Annotated in this window: 14 protein-coding genes; 6 read left to right on the top strand and 8 right to left on the bottom strand. The window is 64.6% G+C overall.

The annotated features are described in order from the left end of the window. The first annotated feature begins 145 nt into the window (after positions 1–145). Entirely contained in the window at positions 146–1324 is a 1179-nt protein-coding gene (locus ADT71_RS26630; protein WP_082370582.1) for a lipase family protein, read from the top strand. On the opposite strand, the gene ADT71_RS26635 is transcribed toward ADT71_RS26630, so the two are convergent. After that, on the bottom strand, positions 1251–3743 hold the full coding sequence (locus ADT71_RS26635; protein ID WP_054441796.1) for a TonB-dependent receptor: 2493 nt from the start codon (positions 3741–3743) through the stop codon (positions 1251–1253). The genes ADT71_RS26630 and ADT71_RS26635 overlap by 74 nt on opposite strands. A gap of 571 nt (positions 3744–4314) precedes the next feature. On the opposite strand from ADT71_RS26635, the gene ADT71_RS26640 reads away from it, so the two are divergent. Continuing rightward, positions 4315–5889 (top strand): amidohydrolase family protein, encoded by a 1575-nt coding sequence (locus ADT71_RS26640; protein WP_054441797.1) that lies wholly within the window; start codon positions 4315–4317, stop codon positions 5887–5889. Here ADT71_RS26640 and ADT71_RS34540 read toward each other — a convergent pair. The 4 genes from ADT71_RS34540 to ADT71_RS35290 form a co-directional block, all read right to left on the bottom strand. Continuing rightward, positions 5882–6205: a PKD domain-containing protein gene (locus ADT71_RS34540; protein WP_231636217.1), complete on the bottom strand. Its 324-nt coding sequence runs from the start codon at positions 6203–6205 to the stop codon at positions 5882–5884. The genes ADT71_RS26640 and ADT71_RS34540 overlap by 8 nt on opposite strands. After that, on the bottom strand, positions 6193–8031 hold the full coding sequence (locus ADT71_RS26645; RefSeq protein ID WP_231636218.1) for a hypothetical protein: 1839 nt from the start codon (positions 8029–8031) through the stop codon (positions 6193–6195). The genes ADT71_RS34540 and ADT71_RS26645 overlap by 13 nt, the downstream gene beginning before the upstream one ends. A 78-nt stretch (positions 8032–8109) precedes the next feature. Next, positions 8110–9540, bottom strand: coding sequence for a TonB-dependent receptor domain-containing protein (locus tag ADT71_RS26650; protein WP_369818351.1), 1431 nt, complete (start codon positions 9538–9540; stop codon positions 8110–8112). After that, positions 9447–10799, bottom strand: a complete 1353-nt coding sequence (locus tag ADT71_RS35290) for a TonB-dependent siderophore receptor (RefSeq protein ID WP_054441799.1) — start codon at positions 10797–10799, stop codon at positions 9447–9449. Before ADT71_RS35290 ends, ADT71_RS26650 begins: the two co-directional genes overlap by 94 nt. Before the next feature lie 210 nt (positions 10800–11009). Between ADT71_RS35290 and ADT71_RS26660 the strand changes: the two genes are divergently transcribed. From ADT71_RS26660 to ADT71_RS26665, 3 genes are read left to right on the top strand one after another with little or no spacing between them, the layout of a single operon-like run. After that, complete coding sequence (locus ADT71_RS26660; protein ID WP_156336842.1) at positions 11010–11264, top strand: hypothetical protein; 255 nt, start codon at positions 11010–11012, stop codon at positions 11262–11264. Between the two features lie 10 nt (positions 11265–11274). Beyond that, a complete protein-coding gene (locus tag ADT71_RS34550; protein ID WP_231636219.1) occupies positions 11275–11685 on the top strand; it encodes a hypothetical protein in 411 nt (136 codons plus the stop codon). Continuing rightward, entirely contained in the window at positions 11568–12182 is a 615-nt protein-coding gene (locus tag ADT71_RS26665; RefSeq protein WP_231636268.1) for an ROK family protein, read from the top strand. The genes ADT71_RS34550 and ADT71_RS26665 overlap by 118 nt, the downstream gene beginning before the upstream one ends. Before the next feature lie 99 nt (positions 12183–12281). Here the strand turns inward: ADT71_RS26665 and pyrC are convergent, their stop codons facing one another. After that, complete coding sequence (gene pyrC, locus ADT71_RS26670) at positions 12282–13319, bottom strand: dihydroorotase (RefSeq protein WP_054441802.1); 1038 nt, start codon at positions 13317–13319, stop codon at positions 12282–12284. 92 nt (positions 13320–13411) lie between these two features. Beyond that, positions 13412–14167, bottom strand: a complete 756-nt coding sequence (locus ADT71_RS26675) for an SDR family NAD(P)-dependent oxidoreductase (protein WP_054441803.1) — start codon at positions 14165–14167, stop codon at positions 13412–13414. 195 nt (positions 14168–14362) lie between these two features. On the opposite strand from ADT71_RS26675, the gene ADT71_RS26680 reads away from it, so the two are divergent. Further along, on the top strand, positions 14363–15169 hold the full coding sequence (locus tag ADT71_RS26680) for an SDR family NAD(P)-dependent oxidoreductase (RefSeq protein ID WP_231636220.1): 807 nt from the start codon (positions 14363–14365) through the stop codon (positions 15167–15169). A 63-nt stretch (positions 15170–15232) separates the two neighbouring features. Here ADT71_RS26680 and ADT71_RS26685 read toward each other — a convergent pair whose 3' ends face one another. Further along, positions 15233–16753, bottom strand: a complete 1521-nt coding sequence (locus ADT71_RS26685; RefSeq protein WP_054441805.1) for a glycosyl hydrolase — start codon at positions 16751–16753, stop codon at positions 15233–15235. Positions 16754–16780 lie beyond the last annotated feature (27 nt).

The raw sequence follows: 16780 nt of genomic DNA on the forward strand, positions 1-16780 counted from the left end.
CGGTGAAGCGGTCCGCGGCCGATCCGGCGGGGCGTTACCGCAGATGCAATGGGGCGATGCGGGAACGGCGTCCGCATGGCCGGTGGAAAGGGCGTAGGCTCGCGGCAGCATCAGCTCGCGATCAGAAGGAGCGAACGATCTCGACATGAAGAACAGGCCCCACATGAAGACCCGCCTTTCGCATATGGCCCTGCTGGCGGCGTTTTCGCTGGCGGCGGGCGTTCCGCTGACCGCACAGGCACAGGCAGGATCGGCCGACCTCGGCCATATCGACGGCGACGGCGGCGTGACCGATTTCTACCGCTGGGACGGAACCATCGGCGCGCCGGGCCGGATGCTGCGGCAGGAAGCCCTGCCTGCCGAACGCACCCAGCCCGAGGCAGGCAAGGCGATGCGGGTGCTCTACAGTTCGACGAGCGGGGTAGGGCAAGGGGCCGTCGCGGTTTCCGGCATGCTGTTCCTGCCCAAGGGCAAGCCGCCGAAGGGTGGCTGGCCTATCGTCACCTGGGCGCATGGCACGACCGGTTTTGCCGATGTCTGCGCGCCTTCGTGGACCGGCACTTCGGAGCGCGACAAGGAGTATCTCGAAAAGTGGCTCGCGGCCGGTTTCGCGGTTGTCGCCAGCGATTACGAGGGGCTGGGAACCAAGGGCGTCCACCCGTACCTGATCTGGCGTTCGGAGGGACGCTCGGTGCTCGATGCGGCACGGGCGGCGCTTGGCGCCTATCCCGCCGCGCTGTCCAATCGTGTACTGGTCGTCGGCCAGTCTCAGGGATCGGGCGCGGCGCTGGGGGCGACCTATCTGGCGAAGAGCTATGCGCCGCAGCTCCACATGCTGGGCACCGTGGCGACCGGACTGGTCATGACTTTCGATACCCCGCACACGGCCGACTACGTTGCCAAGTCCAATACTCTCACCGATCCGCACTACATGCCTCCCGGTTTCGCCATGCTGCGGATCGCGGGGATCGACCGGGCGCTCCATCCCGATCTGGACCCGGCCGATTTCGTGAAGCCCGCCGGCCGCCCGCTGCTGCGGACATCGCGCAAGGCCTGCCTGCACGATCTCTTCGCGCAGGCCGACAAGGAGGGGCTGACCGGGCAGCAGGTCTTCGTCGAGAATATCGATCCGATAGACGGGACGATGAGCGCCAACTTCGATTTCCCCGATGGCCGAATGCCCGGCCCGATCTTTGCCGGTACGGGCCTTGCGGACGACATGGCGGGGACGCAGGGACAGTACAACGCGGTCAAGGCGATGTGCGCGGCGGGCAGCAACATCCAGTGGCATACTTATCCCGGCGAGGATCACGCAGCGCGGTGAATGCTTCGGCGCGCGATTCGATCCCCTTCGCGCGGGCCCTGCTGGCAGGAAAGGTGCCGCAATCCAATTGCGCGTCCATCACCCCGCCCGGTCCGGTCCAGAAGAAGGCCGCCACCAGCAGCTGATCCGAACGCCCTTTCCGCAAGAACGAAGGCCCCTGCCATTGGCGGGGGCCTTTCATTTTGGGCGCCGCCGCACAGAGCGGCTGCACGAACGAGAACGGCGGGAGCATCTCTGCCCCCGCCGCCCTGTGCGACCCTTTCGGGAAAGCTGGCCTCAGTAGCGGTACTGCAGGGTCATGCCGACCGTGCGGGGACGATAGCTCTGGTTGTAGTAGAGCGACGAGCCGATCGAGTCGTGACCGCGCGAGAGAACGTCGCTCGAATTGAGGAGGTTCTCGACGAAGACCGAAAGGTCCACGCCGCTGAACCTGGCACCGCGCGGCCGAGAGGTAATTGCGGGCATCCAGTTCGGTCAGGCCGGAATCGTAGCCATAGGCGCCGGAAACCGAGGTCTGGTAGGTATGGCTGGCGAAGGTGAAGTCGCTGCGCAGATAGGCATCGACGCCCTGGCCCACTTCACGCTCGTAAGTGCCGTAGAGGTGGCCGGTCCACGAAGGGCCGCCGATGTGCTGGCCGTCGGCCTTCAGCATCAGGCCGTTGCCGCCGAATACGTCATGATCGTAGGTCAGATCGACATAAGCCACGTTGCCGCCCAGCGTCAGCCCCTCGACCGGCTTCACGTCGAGCGAAAGCTCCCCGCCCTTGCCGGTGGCATTGCCCAGGTTGTAGATGAACGAGAACGAACAGGTCGGCAGGCGCACGGACTGCTGGATGTTCTTCCACTTCATCAGGTAGACGCTGGCGCCGAAGTTCACCTTGCCGCCGAAGAGGGAGTTCTTCGTGCCGGCTTCGTAGGACCACAGCGAGTCCGAGGTATAGGCGGTGGGGCTTTCGGTCAGGCCCAGCGTGGCAAGGTCGCCGGTGCACAGGTCGCTCAGGATCCTGGCCTGTGCGCCGCCGGGGCGGAAGCCCTTGGTCGCCGAGGCATAGACCATGTTGTTCGGCGCGATCTTGTACGAGATGCCGAACTTCGGCGTCCAGGCGCCTTCCTTCATGTTGGCGGTGGTGACGGTGCGGACGTTGCCGGTGGTGGTGCCGTCGCCGACGTTCACGAAGTCGAAGGCGACGTGGCTGTAGCGGATGGCGGCGGTGAGGGTCAGGTTCTCCATCGGCTTCACGTCGACGCTGCCGTAACCGGCGATCTGCTCATCCTTGGCATGGACGAGATTCACGTAGCTGAAGCGGCCGTCGTATTGCTGATAGCCGTTGATGAGCGTGCCGGGGATGCGCCCGGAGCCGGTGTAGTTGCTGAAGTCCTGCTTGGTGTGCGCGTAATAGACACCGGCGGTCCAGTCGATCAGCTTGTTGTCGTAGGACTGGAGCCGCGCTTCCTGGACGAAGTTCTTTTGCTTCATCGTCAGGTAGTCGTTGGTGTTGTCGAGATCCTTGTTGGAATAGACCCCGAACGGATTGCCCGTGCGCAGCACCGAGAAATAGGTGGCGTAGTTGAGCGTCTGTTCCTGCTTGCGGGCGAAGTACGAGGTGTTGGAGATCAGCTCGATGTTCGGCGCGATGTTCCAGTCCACCTTGAGCGAGGGGAGGTAGAACGTGTCATTGCTCGGTTCGAGGGAATAGACGCCGGTGTGGTAGTCGTTGTCCTTGGCCAGCCCGTAGCCTTCCCAGTAGTCGTCACGGGCATTGGCCTCGACGTGCTGGTAGTAGAAGCTCGGGGTGATGGTCAGGGTGTCGGTGGGCTTCCAGCCGAGCGATGCGCGGATGACGGTGGAGTTGCCCGAGTTCACGTCCTTCTTGATGACGGTGTCGGTGCCCTGTGCGACCTGGTCGATATAGCCGCCCGAATACTGGTACCAGCCGCTCACGCGGAAGGCGAGGTTGTCTGTGATCGGGGCGCCGAAGGCGAGGCCGGCTTCGTAGCTAGGCGCGCCTTCCTCGGTGAAGGACACTTGCGAGCGGCTGTAGATGCTCAACTTGTCGTAGTTCGGGCCAGGGGTGATGAAGCGCACCGCGCCGCCTTCGGCACTGGCGCCGAACAGTGTGCCCTGCGGTCCGTAGAGCACTTCCACGCGGTCGAGATCGAAGACCTTGGGATAGGGGTTGCCCCCGTAGTAGCCGACGTTGCGAATCTGGATCGGGGTATCGTCGATATAGATCGCGGTGGTGGCCGAACCCACGTCCGAGGCCATGCCGCGGATCGAGATGTTGCTGCCGTTATTGGCGGAAACGCCAGAGGACGGCGCGAAGTTCAGGGCAGGGGTCATTCGCGACAGGTCGTCGATGCTGCGGATGCCCTGCTGGTCCATCAGTCGCTTGTCATAGGTCGCGACCGAGATCGGCACTTCGTTGATGCTCTGCTCACGGCGCAGCGCGGTGACGACGATAGCCCCGGAATCGGAGTCGGAGTCGGTTGCCGAACGCGCGGCCTCGGCAGCTTCCTCAGCCAGCGCGGCCTGTGCCCCGCCAGCCAGCGCGATGGCGGCGCAGGCACTGCAAGCAGCTCAGCCGCGACGTGTGACGGGTAGTGAGCCCATTGGGATTGTTGATACGGGACATGACGCGAAACCCCTTTTCTGGTCGGAACTCTCGAATTCCCTTTCGACCCTCTCTCGCGCCACGCTTGGTCGTTTCTGTGCTCACGTGGTCCTCCACTGTCGGTTTGCCGGGTTCCCGAAGATGGTCCCGGCCTTTTGCTTGGCCGGGCTGTCCGGCACGCCGCGCCATGAAGGCAAAAATTTCCGGGCTGGACCATTGCAACTAACGAACCGACCTGTTGCCAAATCCGTGCGTTCGTCTTCCGTGTTGTCGCAAACCGAAGTCCGGACATACATTTTGGCAACGCGCAGGGTATCTCGTCCTGCCTATGGAAGATCCCATGGCTCACATCTGGAACTGCCTTTCGGGAATGCCCGCATGACCGGCGAGACGTCGCCCCGCCTGCTTCGTGCCGGACGCGTGATCGCGAGCGCCGACGGCAAGGTCCTGGGGCCAACCGAGCTCGAGATCGGCGCGGACGGCCGCATCGCGGCCATGCGCGCCATCGCGCCGCAGAGCCTGACGCCGGAGGAAGCCGGCGCTCTGATGATGCCAAGCCTTGCGAACGGGCACGACCATGGACGCGGGCTGAGGACGCTGGCGTTCGGCGCGGCCGACCAGTCGCTGGAAACCTGGTTGCCCGATCTTGCGCGGCAGCCGCGTGTCGACCCCTGGCTGAACGCGGCGGTGGCGCTGGGAAGGCTTGCGCAGGGCGGGGTGGGCGCCGTCAATCACTGTCACAACACGCAGGACGGCCGGGCCCTGCTGGAGGAGGCCGAAGCCGTCTCCCGCGCAGCGCGGGACGTGGGCATACGGGTGGCCTTCGGATGGCCGTTCTTCGACCGCAATCCTTGCGTTTACGGCGACCTTGCGCGGCTGGCCGGATTTCTTCCGGACGAACGCCGGCGCGCCGTGCTTGCCGCCGGGGCGGGCATGCGGGACCTGCAAACCAACCTTGCCCTGTTCGAGAAGGCAAAAGCGCTGGAGCACGAACATTTCGTGCTGCAATACCACCCGGTTGCGCCGCAATGGACCCGCCCGGAAACGCTTGCCGCGATTGCCCGCGCTTCCGCCGCGGACGGGCGCCGCATTCACATGCATCTGCTGGAAACCGAACTGCAGCGCGAATGGGCCAAGGCGCATCATCCCGGCGGGTTCCTCGCATGGCTGGACGGGCTGGGGCTCCTGAGCGATCGGCTTACCGTGGCCCATGCGGTCTGGCTCGAACCCGAAGACATCGCGCTCCTTGCCGAACGGGGGGTGACGGTCTCGATCAACATGTCCTCCAACTTGCGGCTGCGGTCGGGGGTGCCCGATCTCGCAGCGCTGCTCGATGCCGGCGTGCGCGTGGCATTCGGGCTGGACGGAATGGCGCTGGACGACGACGAGGACATGCTTCGCGAGCTTCGCCTCGCCTGGCACGTCCACGCGCGGACCTCTTCCTGCGGGCGCGGGCTCGACCCGAGCGCGGTTCTGCATGGAGCTCTGGAGGCGGGGCGCAAGTCGGTGCTGGGCAGCACGGAAGGTGCGGCCATCGCGGTGGGCGCCCCTGCCGATATCCTCGTGCTCGATTTCGCGGCGCTATCCGCGGACAACATCCTGCCCGAACCCGATACGATCTCTCTCGTCATCGGCAGGGCCCAGTCCCGGCATGTTCGATGCCTGCTGGTGGGCGGGCGCCGGATTGTCGAGAACGGAGCCTGTGTCGGTGTCGATCTCCCGGAGCTGGAACGCAGATTGACCGCGTCGGCGCGAGCGTCGCTTGCGCATCTCCGCCGGACCTTGCGGCCATTGCGGAGATGCAGGGAGCAGTGGCGGCGTTCTACGGCTGCGGATGTCATCGGTCAGGCGGTCAAGACCCGATCTGACCGGGACTATCACGATACCCGGCGGCGGCACCTGCGCGTTCCCCGCCAAACCCTACGGGAACGCGCAGGTGCTGCGACTATTTGACGACCACGCGGACCCGGCCGAGATTCTGGATGCGGCCGAATGCCGTCTCGCGGTCTCCCTCGCGCTGGGAGATGCCGCGCAGGGCCGGGAAGTAAGTGCCCGGTTTGTCGAACTTGTGCGTGATGGTGACGGTGGCCGTCCTGAGGCCGGCTTTCACCGGAGACTGGACCGCGAAAGTGCCGGCTCCTTCGAAATCCCACTCCGCCGCGATGACGGTGCCGGTTCCGGGCGGAACCTCGATCGTGCCCCGGAAGGTCACGGTCTGTCCGGCGGCAATGTCCGCGCGCTCGCCGCCATTCGCCTTTAGAACGACCACCGGCTGGATGCCGCGGCGTGCGGCGGCCGTGGGCGGGACGGTGATCTGCCCGTCGTCATAGCGGTAGCTGGTGGAGGCGGGCGGCGCGATGCCCTTTTCGACCCACAGCGCCACGTCGCGCAGGGCCTGGTTAAGCACAGGCACATAACTGACGGTATGGATCGCGTCCTCCTGCGTGTCGCTGTCGCCATGAAGGGCGTGGTCGGTGAACCACAGCCGGAAATGTCGTCCGCCTTCGCGCCGAAGTGCTTGTCCACCCGCGCGCGGTACCAGTCGGCCGACCAGGGATAGGCTTCCCGGTCCCACAGGGATTCGACCAGGATCATCTTGCCCTCGAAGTTGCCCTCGGGGACCGACCCTGCCGTCGCCTTGGTGAACAGCGGCCCGAGCAGCATCGGCCGCTGGGGATAGATCGGTTTGCCGTCAGCCCCGCGAAACTGGTCCCACACCTTGAATTCGGCTTCGGGCACCTGGTGGCGATGATAGGTCTGCGCGGCGAGGAAGTTGCTGTTGTCGACCTGGACTTCGTCGCCCGGCGCCAGCTTTGCGGCCACGGCGGGGTCGACGATACCGAAGACGGCAGTGTCCCCGTCGATCCGGCTCAGCGTCAGCCGCGCCCCTTTCGCGGCGCCCGACAGGACGATGAGGTCGCCGCCAAGGAACTGGACGGCCGGCGGCGGAGAGGACAGGCGAATGGCGACGACATATTGGGCCTCCTTGCCCTGCATCGCGGCATAGCTGTCATCGACGTTGCCGGTGGTCTTGCCGTTGGTCACGCTGGTTTCGAGCTTCTGCCGTTTTGCATCCGCGCCGGTGACAAGGGCGGCGATCGCCGCCTTGTGCTGCAGGCGATAGCCGGTGAAGCTTTCGGGATGATCGAAGCCGTAATAGCCCGGTTTGGTCCAGAAGTCCGTGAAATAGCCCGGATCCGCCATGACGACGCCGCCGTAAAGCGCGGCAAAGCCGTGGATGCCCATGGTCTTCCAACCGAACCAGGACTGAAGCGGAAAGCCCATGCGGGTCACTTCGCGCAAGGCGGCTGCCTGCTCGGCGTTCAGCCCGGCATAGGGATCGCCGCTGCCACCGGGCTCCATGGCATCCACGATCTGCGGGAACTTGCCTTCCAGCAGGCGCATGGCATGCATTCGCACGGTGAAGCTGTTGGGGATCGCCATGCTGGAACCGAGCACATGCGGGACCGCGCCGTCCCAGACGCCGCGCGTGTTCTCCATCGATCCCACGGTGCGATAGGCGCCCCCGCTGCCGCCATAGGCATAGCCGTAAGGCCGTTTGCCGCCGTACATCTGGAGCGCCACGACGCGCGAATACTGGGCCGCCGCCGCATTGGCACGGTAGGCGCCGATGGTGGGGTCCTTTGAACCGAACCCCGCCACAGCCGGTCCGCCGCCGTTGGTTTCCACGAAGTATCCGCCGCTGGAGATCGAGAAGGAGATCTTGTCATTGGCGGGCGAAGTGGGTTGCTGGGCCAGGTTCTCGTTATCGGGCGCGGGGGTGAAGTGCTGGAAGAACCGCCCCTGATATTGCCCTTTCGGCGGGAAGTAGAAGGAGAAGCGCGTGTCGGTCCCCTTGAAGCCGCCATGGACGTAGCGATGGCGGACCGGTGCGTCCCGCCATTCGTCGATATCGATATAGGGCTGCGCGAAGACCGGATCGGGGATCGGCGCGCTTGCGGGCGTGGTTTCGGTACCGGCGGGCGATCCCTGTGCCATCGTCCCTCCTGCCATTCCCCCTGCGAGCAGGGTCGAGGTCAGGGCAAGCCTGACGAATTTGCCGGTGATGCCGCTATTCTTGCGCGCGCGTTTCATGCCGCAGGTTCCGTATGCTCGTGAGGAAAGGGTGCCGCCGCCGCCCCGGAGAGCGGGCGGCGACGGGGAGACGGCCGATCAGAACTTCTTGCTGATGCCGAACTGGAACACGCGGCCGATGCTGGTGACGGCGTAGCCGTCCAGCGAGTTCAGCGAACCGTTGTAGACCGGCGGGTCCTTGTCGAAGAGGTTGTCCACGTTGAAGGTCAGCGACAGGTCCTTCATCGCGCCGCTGCCCTTGAAATCGTATTGGGCGAACATGTTGATGGTGTCGAAAGCCTTGACCTTAGACTGGTTGAGGTTCGATGCCAGCGGCGCGACGTTCCAGCCGCCGAGGTGGCGCCAGGTGGCCTGTGCGCGCAAGTTGCCGAATGCGGCGCCGAGCGTGGTGGACAGGATGAAGCGGGTCTGCGCCTTCACCGTATCGACGAAGCCCGCACCGGCGACGGCCTGCTCCTTGCGGTTCAGCACGTAGTTGCCGTTGATCTGCGTATAGACCGAGCCGAAGCCGGTCGGCTGGTCGTAGGCGAGCGAGAAGTCCAGGCCGTCGGTATTGACCGCGGCGAGGTTGGTGCGCCTGCCATCCGCAATCGAATAGACCTGTCCGGGAACCACGGTGTAGGGCGAAACCGCCGCGAGCCCGTCCGGCACTTGCGACGCCAGCGCGTTCACCTGCGCGATCGTCGGGTTCATGACGTAGTTGTTGGTGAACAGGCTGTAGAAGGTGGACGGGTTGAATACCGGCGGAATGTCGATCAGGTCCTTGAACCGGATGTTGTAGTAATTGAGCGTGGCGAGGAACCCCGGCAATGAAGGGGGTGCGATGTCGAAGCCGAGCGACCAGGTCGTGGCCTTCTGCGGCTTCAGGTCGTTGCCGCCGCCGCCGAGGAAGATTTGTGCCTGCCCCGGCTGGGGGGCGACATTCGGATTGGCGAACAGGATGAACGGGAAGGCGAAGATCGTGGCCGGGGCGGCGTCGGCGCCGTCCGCAAGGCTGGGTGCCTGGAAGGACTTGCCCCAGGTGCCGCGCAACTTCAGGCCGTCGAACGGCTCGTAAGTCACGCCGAACTTCGGATTGAAGGTGCCGCCGAAGTCGCTGTAGTGATCGTAGCGGCCCGATGCCGACAGGCTCAGCGAATAGAAGCCTCCGGTGCGGTTTTCCTGACCGAACACGGGCACCTGTACTTCGCCGAAAAGCGCGGCGATGCGGCGGCTCGCGGTGTTAAAGGGCATATCGTCCACCGCGCTGGCGCTGACGGTGCCGTCGATCCGGGACTGATACTTCTCATAGCTGTATTGACCGCCCGCCGCGATCTTCACGTCCCCGCCGGGCAGATGCGCCAGGCTGCCGTCGACGACAACGCGCGTGTTCAGCATCTCGTTCTTGCCCAGACCATAGTCGAGGAAATTCGAGATCAGCGGCAGGACGGCGGCATTGGCCGGGTTCGACAGGTTGTAGGGATCGAAGTTGCCGGTGAGGACGAGCGTGGAGAGGGTGCCGTCGTCGATCTTCTCGTTGGCGACTTCTGACCGCCGCGGCCGTAGTTCCCCAGCCAGCGCAGTTGCCAGCCGCTGCCGAGATCGGCGGTGAGGGTGGGGGTGACGCCCCAGGTCTCAAGCCTGGTGCTCTGCCGGGTATGCTCGCCCAGCAGAGAGGAGAAGTCCATCGAAACGGACTGGGCCTGGAAGCTGTTGGCATCGCCGGTGTTGCGATAATAGGGGTTGAACACAGTCCCGGGAACGAAGGGATTGATCGGCGCGATGGTGGCCGTTGCGGTAACGGGGCCACCATCGCCCTTGTTCACGCGGTTCATGTAGAATGCGCGCACGTCGAAGGTGACCGGGCCGCCGTCATCGAACGAAAGGCCGGTGAATACCGAGTGGCGTCGTTCGCTGGGATAGAAGGTGCGGTTGTCGCTGACGTCGCAGCGGTTGCCGGAACCGGCTGTCAGCCCTGGCAGCGCATAGACCGTGGATCCGATAGAGACGTTGCCGGCCCCGCAGGTCAGGTCGAACGGCAGGCCGGAGGTATAGTCCAGCCGGCGAACGTAATCGCGGTCCCGGCCATAGAGCGAATCGTGCCAAGCGTAGTTGTAGCTCGCATAGACGGACAGCGCGTCCCAGGTCTTGCCGACCGTGATGTCGGCATTGACCGACTGATAGTCGTCCGCCACGCCGTAGCGTCCCCTGGCTTCGATGCCGTCGAAACGCTTGCGCGTGATGAAGTTTATGACGCCGCCGACAGCATCCGCCCCGTAGATCGAGGAGCCGCCGTCGAGCACGATTTCCACGCGCTCGATCGCGCCGGGCGCGATGGCGTCGGGATCGGGAACGGTCTGGCGAACGCCCATGCCGGGAAGGCGGTGGCCATCGACCAGCACCAGCGTTGACGAACCGCCGCCGGACGCGCCGGGCAGGTTGCGCAGGTTCGGGCGGTTGATGGTGATCTGGCTCGAACTGACGGCCGACACGATGGGCGCGGCGTTGAACGACGCGGTTTGCGGCACGCTGGCAAGCAGCTGCGCGGTGGAATTGGCGCCCACGGCGGTGATCGCCTGGGCATTGAGCGAAACCGTTTCCGAACCTGCCGGCGCGACGCCGCGCAGCAGGGTGCCGGTAACGATGATTTCCTGGATTTCCTTATCGCTCAGCGGCGGCGGGCTTTCCTGATCGGGAACGGCCTGCGCCATCGCGGCGATCGGTGTGAGTGCAATTATCGAGACGCCGAACAGCGCACACTGACGGACGGATCCGCAAGTCCTTTTCATACCCTCTCCCCTGTGCGGCACCTGCGGATTTTTCCGGGTTGCCGGTCTTGTTTTCCGCCGCTTCTGCTGTTGGCTGTGAGGCTGTCGCAAGCGCCGGAGCACTAGGATTGGCAGATTCGCGGTCGCTTGTCTCGGGAAAAATTTAGCGGCTAAAATAAATCGGGGCCGCGCGGTGTTGCGGATGCCGGGGAATTGGCCGATGGGATGATCATGCGTCTATCGGATCAGGAATATAATCGCCTTCTGCTGCTCAAGAAGGTGCGGACGAGCGAGCCGGTTGCCCGGATCGATCTTGTCGGGCTGACCGGGCTGACGGGGGGGACGATCACGGCGATCACCGCCGATCTCGTGAAGCGCGGCATCGTGATCGAGGAGAAGGTGGCCTCCAGTGCCCCGGGGCGCCCGGGTCAACCTGCGGATCAATCCGACCGGCAAGTACGTCATCGGCATCAATGCGACAGGTGACGGGCAGGCCGTGGCCGAGATCGTCAATCTGAGGGGCGAAAGCCTTGGCGTAGCAACGGCTGCATTAAAGCCGGCGACGCGGATCGAGGATCTCGCGCAGCAGTTCGTGGCGGCGCTGGAAGACGCCATTGCCGGCTGGCCGGTGAAGCGGGAAGAGATTTTCCGGATCGGAGTCGGGCTTCCCGGGATCGTCGACAGCCGTACCGGCATCGTCGAGCAGATCATCACGTTCGAGCCGGCCCGTGCAACTTCGGGGAAATCGTCTCGGGCGCGCTCGGGATTCCGACGCTGGTGGACAACAACATCAACCTGCTTGCCCGCGCGGAGCACTGGTACGGTGCAGGTGCCCATGCCGACGATTTCACCCTCATCAATGTCGATCTTGCCATCGGCGCGGCGCTTTACCGGGGCGGGCAACTGATCAGCGGCGCGCACGGGATCGCTTCGGAATTCGGGCACACCAAGATCATGCCCGACATCGGCCGCCCTTGTTTCTGCGGCGCCAAGGGCTGCCTGCAGGCCTATTGCTCGATCCATTCGATCATCGAGCAGTCCTGTGAGCGACTGGGGCGGCAGATGCCGTCACACGAGGTCATGAACCCCTGTTTCGATGGATTGATGGCAGAATATGCCGCTGCCGAGATCGACATCCGGACGGTGCTGGAACAGGCCAGCCACTATCTCGGCATTGCGGTGGCCAATCATATTACCATGCAGGACCCCGAGGCGGTCATCATCATCGGGCCGCCCGTTGCACGGATGGATGAGCTGCGCGGCGCGTTCTTCACGGCTCTTGAACAGAACACCTTCCCCGCTTTGCGCCGGCGGACCAGGCTTCACTTCAAGCCGCGGGACCAGGGCGCCTATGCGCGCGGCGCTGCGGCGATGGTGCTGGAGCATGTCTACGCCGCATCGTGAATTTCACGGTTTGGCGGGGAGCGGGTAGATGAGGAGAGCCGGGTCATCCTCTTCATCTACCCAGTCGAGCGCTTGCAGGCGGTTGCTTTCGGGTCGGCCTTAGCCGACGAAACGCCAGCGGATCGTCTCTCCGGCATGGAAGGGAACGATGGTGATGTCGCCGTCGACAATCGTTTCCGCCACGGCCACGTCCTCGCGCTTCAGCGTCACCGTGCCCTCGTTCAGGGGCAGGCCGTAGAAATTGGGGCCGTGTTCGGAGGCGAACCCTTCCAGCCGGTCAAGCACGCCTTCCTCGTCGAAGACCTGCGCGTAGCTTTCCAGGGCGAACGGCGCATTGAAGATGCCGGCGCATCCGCACGAGGATTCCTTGCGGCCGATGGCGTGCGGCGCGCTGTCCGTACCGAGGAAGAACTTGGGCGACCCCGAAACCGCTGCCTTGCGAACGGCGAGACGGTGCCGTTCCCGCTTGGCAACGGGCAGGCAGTAGGCGTGCGGACGAATGCCGCCATCGAAAATCGCGTTGCGGTTGATGATGAGGTGCTGCGGCGTGATCGTTGCGGCGATCCGGGGGCCGCTTTCAGCCACGAACTCTGCCGCGTCGGCTGTGGTGATATGCTCCAGAACGATCTTGAGCGCCGGGAAATCGCGGACCAGCGGCGCGAGGACGCGTTCGATGAACACGGCTTCGCGATCGAAGATGTCGACATCGCGATCGGTTACTTCGCCGTGGATCAGCAGCGGCATCCCGATCCGCTGCATCGTTTCCAGCAGCCCGGTGAGCTTGCGGATATCGGTGACGCCGTGGGCGGAGTTGGTGGTGGCATGGGCGGGATAGAGCTTGCAGGCAGCGAACACGCCCTGTTCGTAGCCGCGCTCGATTTCCGCCGGATCGGCATCGTCCGTCAGGTAGCAGACCATCAGCGGGGTGAAGTCCGTCCCGGCCGGCAGGGCGGCGATTATCCGCTCCCGGTACGCCTGCGCCGAGGCCACGCTGATGACAGGCGGCGTCAGGTTCGGCATGACGATGGCGCGCGCAAACTGGCGCGCGGTATAACCGACGACTGCGTTCAGCATCTCGCCATCGCGGAGATGCACATGCCAGTCGTCGGGGCGGCGGATCGTTATCTGCGATGTCATGAGGCCGCTCTAGCCCACCTCGATGGCTGTCGTCGATGCCGGATTCGGAACATTTCCGATGCAACGATCGATGCGTGCTGTCGGTTCGAAAGTTACCCGATGAACATCCCCCCGTTGACTGCGAGCACTTGCCCGGTGACGTAGCCGGCGCCGTCGGATGCGAGGTATTCGCAGGCCGCCGCGATATCTTCCGGGGTTCCGGGGCGTGGAATCGGAATGTGCTGGGCAATCACGTCAAGCGGCGGGAATGTCCCCGCGGCGATTCCCGCTTCTGCCATGGGCGTTGCGACGACCGATGGAGGGATGGTGTTGACGGTGATTCCCTGGCCCGCAAATTCGCGGGCCAGTGCGCGCGTCAATCCGATCACTCCGGCTTTCGCAGCGGAGTAATGCGCACGATCCGCCGCACCGGACTGGGCGGCCTGCGACGAGATCGTGATGATCCGGCCCCATCCTGCCGCGACCATGTCGGGCAGCGCGGCCTGTACCGTATGGAAAACGCCGGTCAGGTTGATGTCGATCATGCGCTGCCAGGTTTCCACGGTTACGTCCTGGAAGCGGATGCCCTCGGATATGCCGGCATTGGCGACCACGATGGCGATGGGGCCCAGTTCCTCGCGCACGGCGGCATAAGCGGCTTCGATGCTGTTCCGGTCGGAAACGTCGACCTTGCGGGCAAGGATCGCCGCACCTTCCGAGCGCAGCGCGGCGCTTTCCCGGTCCAGCGCGTCCTGCTGGATGTCCAGCATCGCGACGGGGTGCCCGTTGCGGGCGAACAGGCGCGACACGCCCAATCCGATTCCCGAAGCTCCGCCGGTGACGACGACGACACGATCATGGCTGCTCATTTAGCTCTCTCTCCCATCCGTTTCGTTCCGCCGCGCGGTCGCCGCCGAGCTTCCTGGCCCGAGCGCGCTGCGTATGGATCGCTAGTTTATGCGATATCGTGGCGCACAACTTGCGTGATGTCCAGCCCACCGATAGGCATGGAGCGCGCGATTCGGATCGCGTGATAAAATTGGAATGGGAGAAAGAGAGTGCCAGTGCCGGACGTTTCCAACCGCTCGATCAATGAACTGATTTCCCTTGCGGGCAGGAGCGCGGTCGTGACCGGGGCGGCCTGGGGACTGGGAAAGGCAACCGCGAGGCGGCTGGCCGAGGCGGGGGCGGCCGTGCTCATCGCCGACATCGACGAGCAGGCGGCCGCTGCCACAGCCGGGGAACTGTCGGAACGCTATTCGGCCGACGTCTCGTTCGCCTGTCTGGATGCGGCCGATAGCGGTTCGATCGCTGCCGTGGCCGATCTGGCGGAGAGCCGGTTCGGCAAGCTGGATATATGGGTCAACAATGCGGGCATTCCTTCGTTCACGCCCTTGCTCGATCTCGATGACGCGGAATTCGACAATGTGCTGGCGATCAATCTTCGCGGATCGTTCGTGGGCGCGCGGGAAGCCGCGCGCCGGATGATCGCGCGCGGACAGGGCGGGGTGATCGTGAACGTCGCGTCCCTTGCCGGTGTCATGGGTATTTCCGAAGGCCAGGCGGCCTATTGTTCGTCCAAGCATGGCGTCGTCGGCCTCACCCGCCAGTTGTCCATCGAACTCGGCGCGCACGGCATCCGGGTTCTGGGGGTGGCTCCGGGCTTCTCTCTTACGGAAAAGACGATGTTCATCGCCGATTGGGATGAGGAAACGATCAGGAACTGCCCCATTCCGGGTATCGGGGCCAGCCGGCTCGGCCGCGTGGGTGTGGCCGACGATATCGCCCGCGCCATCCTGTTCTGCGCGTCAGACCTTGCCGCATTCATGACCGGCAGCACGCTCCTGCTCGACGGCGGCGTCGCCGCCTGAGCATTCGCCGCGATCCGCCGGCCCGCGGCAACCTTCTGGAGGCTGGCGCCGGGACGGACGGGATCAGAGCAGTTCGACGAGCGCGAGACCTTCCGGCGGGAGGTCCAGGGCGAGGGTTCCGTCACTGTCGAGGCGGCGGCGTTCGATCACGGGTAGAGAGGCCTTGCGCAATTGCGCAACCTGATCGCGCGAAGGATACTGCGGTGAACCCATCGCTCGCCAGGCCGGCATGGGCGAGCCGCGCTCCCAGTCCACATAGCGGACTTCCGCGGTTTTACGGCCGCCGATACCGTCGAAGGCAAGCGTTATGCGCTTTGGCTCGCCCTTGATCCTGCGTTCTGCGGTCATGCCTGGAATGCCGCCGGGTTGATCCACTTCCGCCAGGTTCCACACCAGCACGGAAACACGTCCGTCCTTCCCGCGCGAAGCCAGTGCCGGGCCCTGGGCGGAGAGCCGCTCGGTGCCGAGGCGGTGCAGCAGGCGATAAGTGTTGAACGAAGGCTTGGCGATGCCGTCGATCATCATGCTCCAGCCCATCGAGCCTTCCTTCAGCATGTAGTCGTCCACGCCCAGTTCCTCGTACATGCCGCTGAGCGTCCACTGCGACATCCCCGCACAATGCGCCATGCCCTGAGCGATGACGTGGGCGATCATGGCCGGGCTGTCCGACGACCATTCGGAAAGCCACAAGGGCTTGCCCGCGAATGGACCCGCGTCGATGGTCCGGCGTGCATTGCCGAGCACATCGGGGATCACGTCGTTGACGTTGCGCCGGGGCGCGTCCTTGCCGAAGACGTCGTTCTGGTCGTCACCGGCGTAGACGTGGGTGGCGAAGAAATCGACCGGCGCGTTGTTCGCCGCGCACCACTGCGCGAAATCCCCGATCCAAGCCGTTTTCGACGTTGCCGGTCCGCCTACCTGAATGCGCGGATCGACCGACTTGATGGCGACTGCGGCGGCCTTGTACATATCGAAGTAGCGCTGCTTGTCCGCTGTCCAGAAGAACGCGAGATTGGGCTCGTTCCACACCTCGAACGGCCAGGTGCGCACGGTTTCCATGCCGTAACGGTCCACCATCGCGGCGGTGAACGACTTCAGGAAGCCGGCGAATTCCGCGTCGGAAGTCGGCGGGGTGATGTTCCCGCCGTAGAAACCGAATTGGGTTTTGCCGGAGGCCAGTTTCCCCGGCATGAAGCTCAGTTCGACATAAGGGCTGATGCCGATGTCGAGCAGGCCGTCGTAGACGCGGTGTACATTCAGCCAGTTCGGCCCGCCGTTGCGGCGCATTTCCAGGATGCTCTTGCCGAATACGCCGAGCTCGTCATTGAAGATGCCGTGGAAGCGGGCGCGCTTGAAGCCCGCTTCGGCCCGGCCGATCCGCATGTCCTGCCGCCATTCCTCGCGCATGGTGATCGCGGCGCGGTCCGAGCCTACCGATTCTTCCCACACGTGGGGCAGCGGCCCGGTTACGGCGCGGGTGTCCACTCGAACGGTCTGGACCGCCATATCGGCCGCGCGGACGCCCCTTGCGGCAAGGGCCGCCGCCGCGGCACCGGATGCCAGGAATGTACGTCGATCAAACATGCTTCTCTCCACAATATTGTCGGATGC

Source organism: Novosphingobium sp. ST904 (genome assembly GCF_001298105.1).
Taxonomy (GTDB): domain Bacteria; phylum Pseudomonadota; class Alphaproteobacteria; order Sphingomonadales; family Sphingomonadaceae; genus Novosphingobium.

Bases quoted from the DNA above. Each gene is read 5' to 3' on its own strand.
- ADT71_RS26630 (WP_082370582.1), top strand. From the start codon at position 146: ATGAAGAACAGGCCCCACATGAAGACCCGCCTTTCGCATATGGCCCTG.
- ADT71_RS26640 (WP_054441797.1), top strand. From the start codon at position 4,315: ATGACCGGCGAGACGTCGCCCCGCCTGCTTCGTGCCGGACGCGTGATC.
- ADT71_RS26645 (WP_231636218.1), bottom strand. From the start codon at position 8,031: ATGAAACGCGCGCGCAAGAATAGCGGCATCACCGGCAAATTCGTCAGG.
- ADT71_RS35290 (WP_054441799.1), bottom strand. From the start codon at position 10,799: ATGAAAAGGACTTGCGGATCCGTCCGTCAGTGTGCGCTGTTCGGCGTC.
- ADT71_RS26660 (WP_156336842.1), top strand. From the start codon at position 11,010: ATGCGTCTATCGGATCAGGAATATAATCGCCTTCTGCTGCTCAAGAAG.
- pyrC (WP_054441802.1), bottom strand. From the start codon at position 13,319: ATGACATCGCAGATAACGATCCGCCGCCCCGACGACTGGCATGTGCAT.
- ADT71_RS26675 (WP_054441803.1), bottom strand. From the start codon at position 14,167: ATGAGCAGCCATGATCGTGTCGTCGTCGTCACCGGCGGAGCTTCGGGA.
- ADT71_RS26685 (WP_054441805.1), bottom strand. From the start codon at position 16,753: ATGTTTGATCGACGTACATTCCTGGCATCCGGTGCCGCGGCGGCGGCC.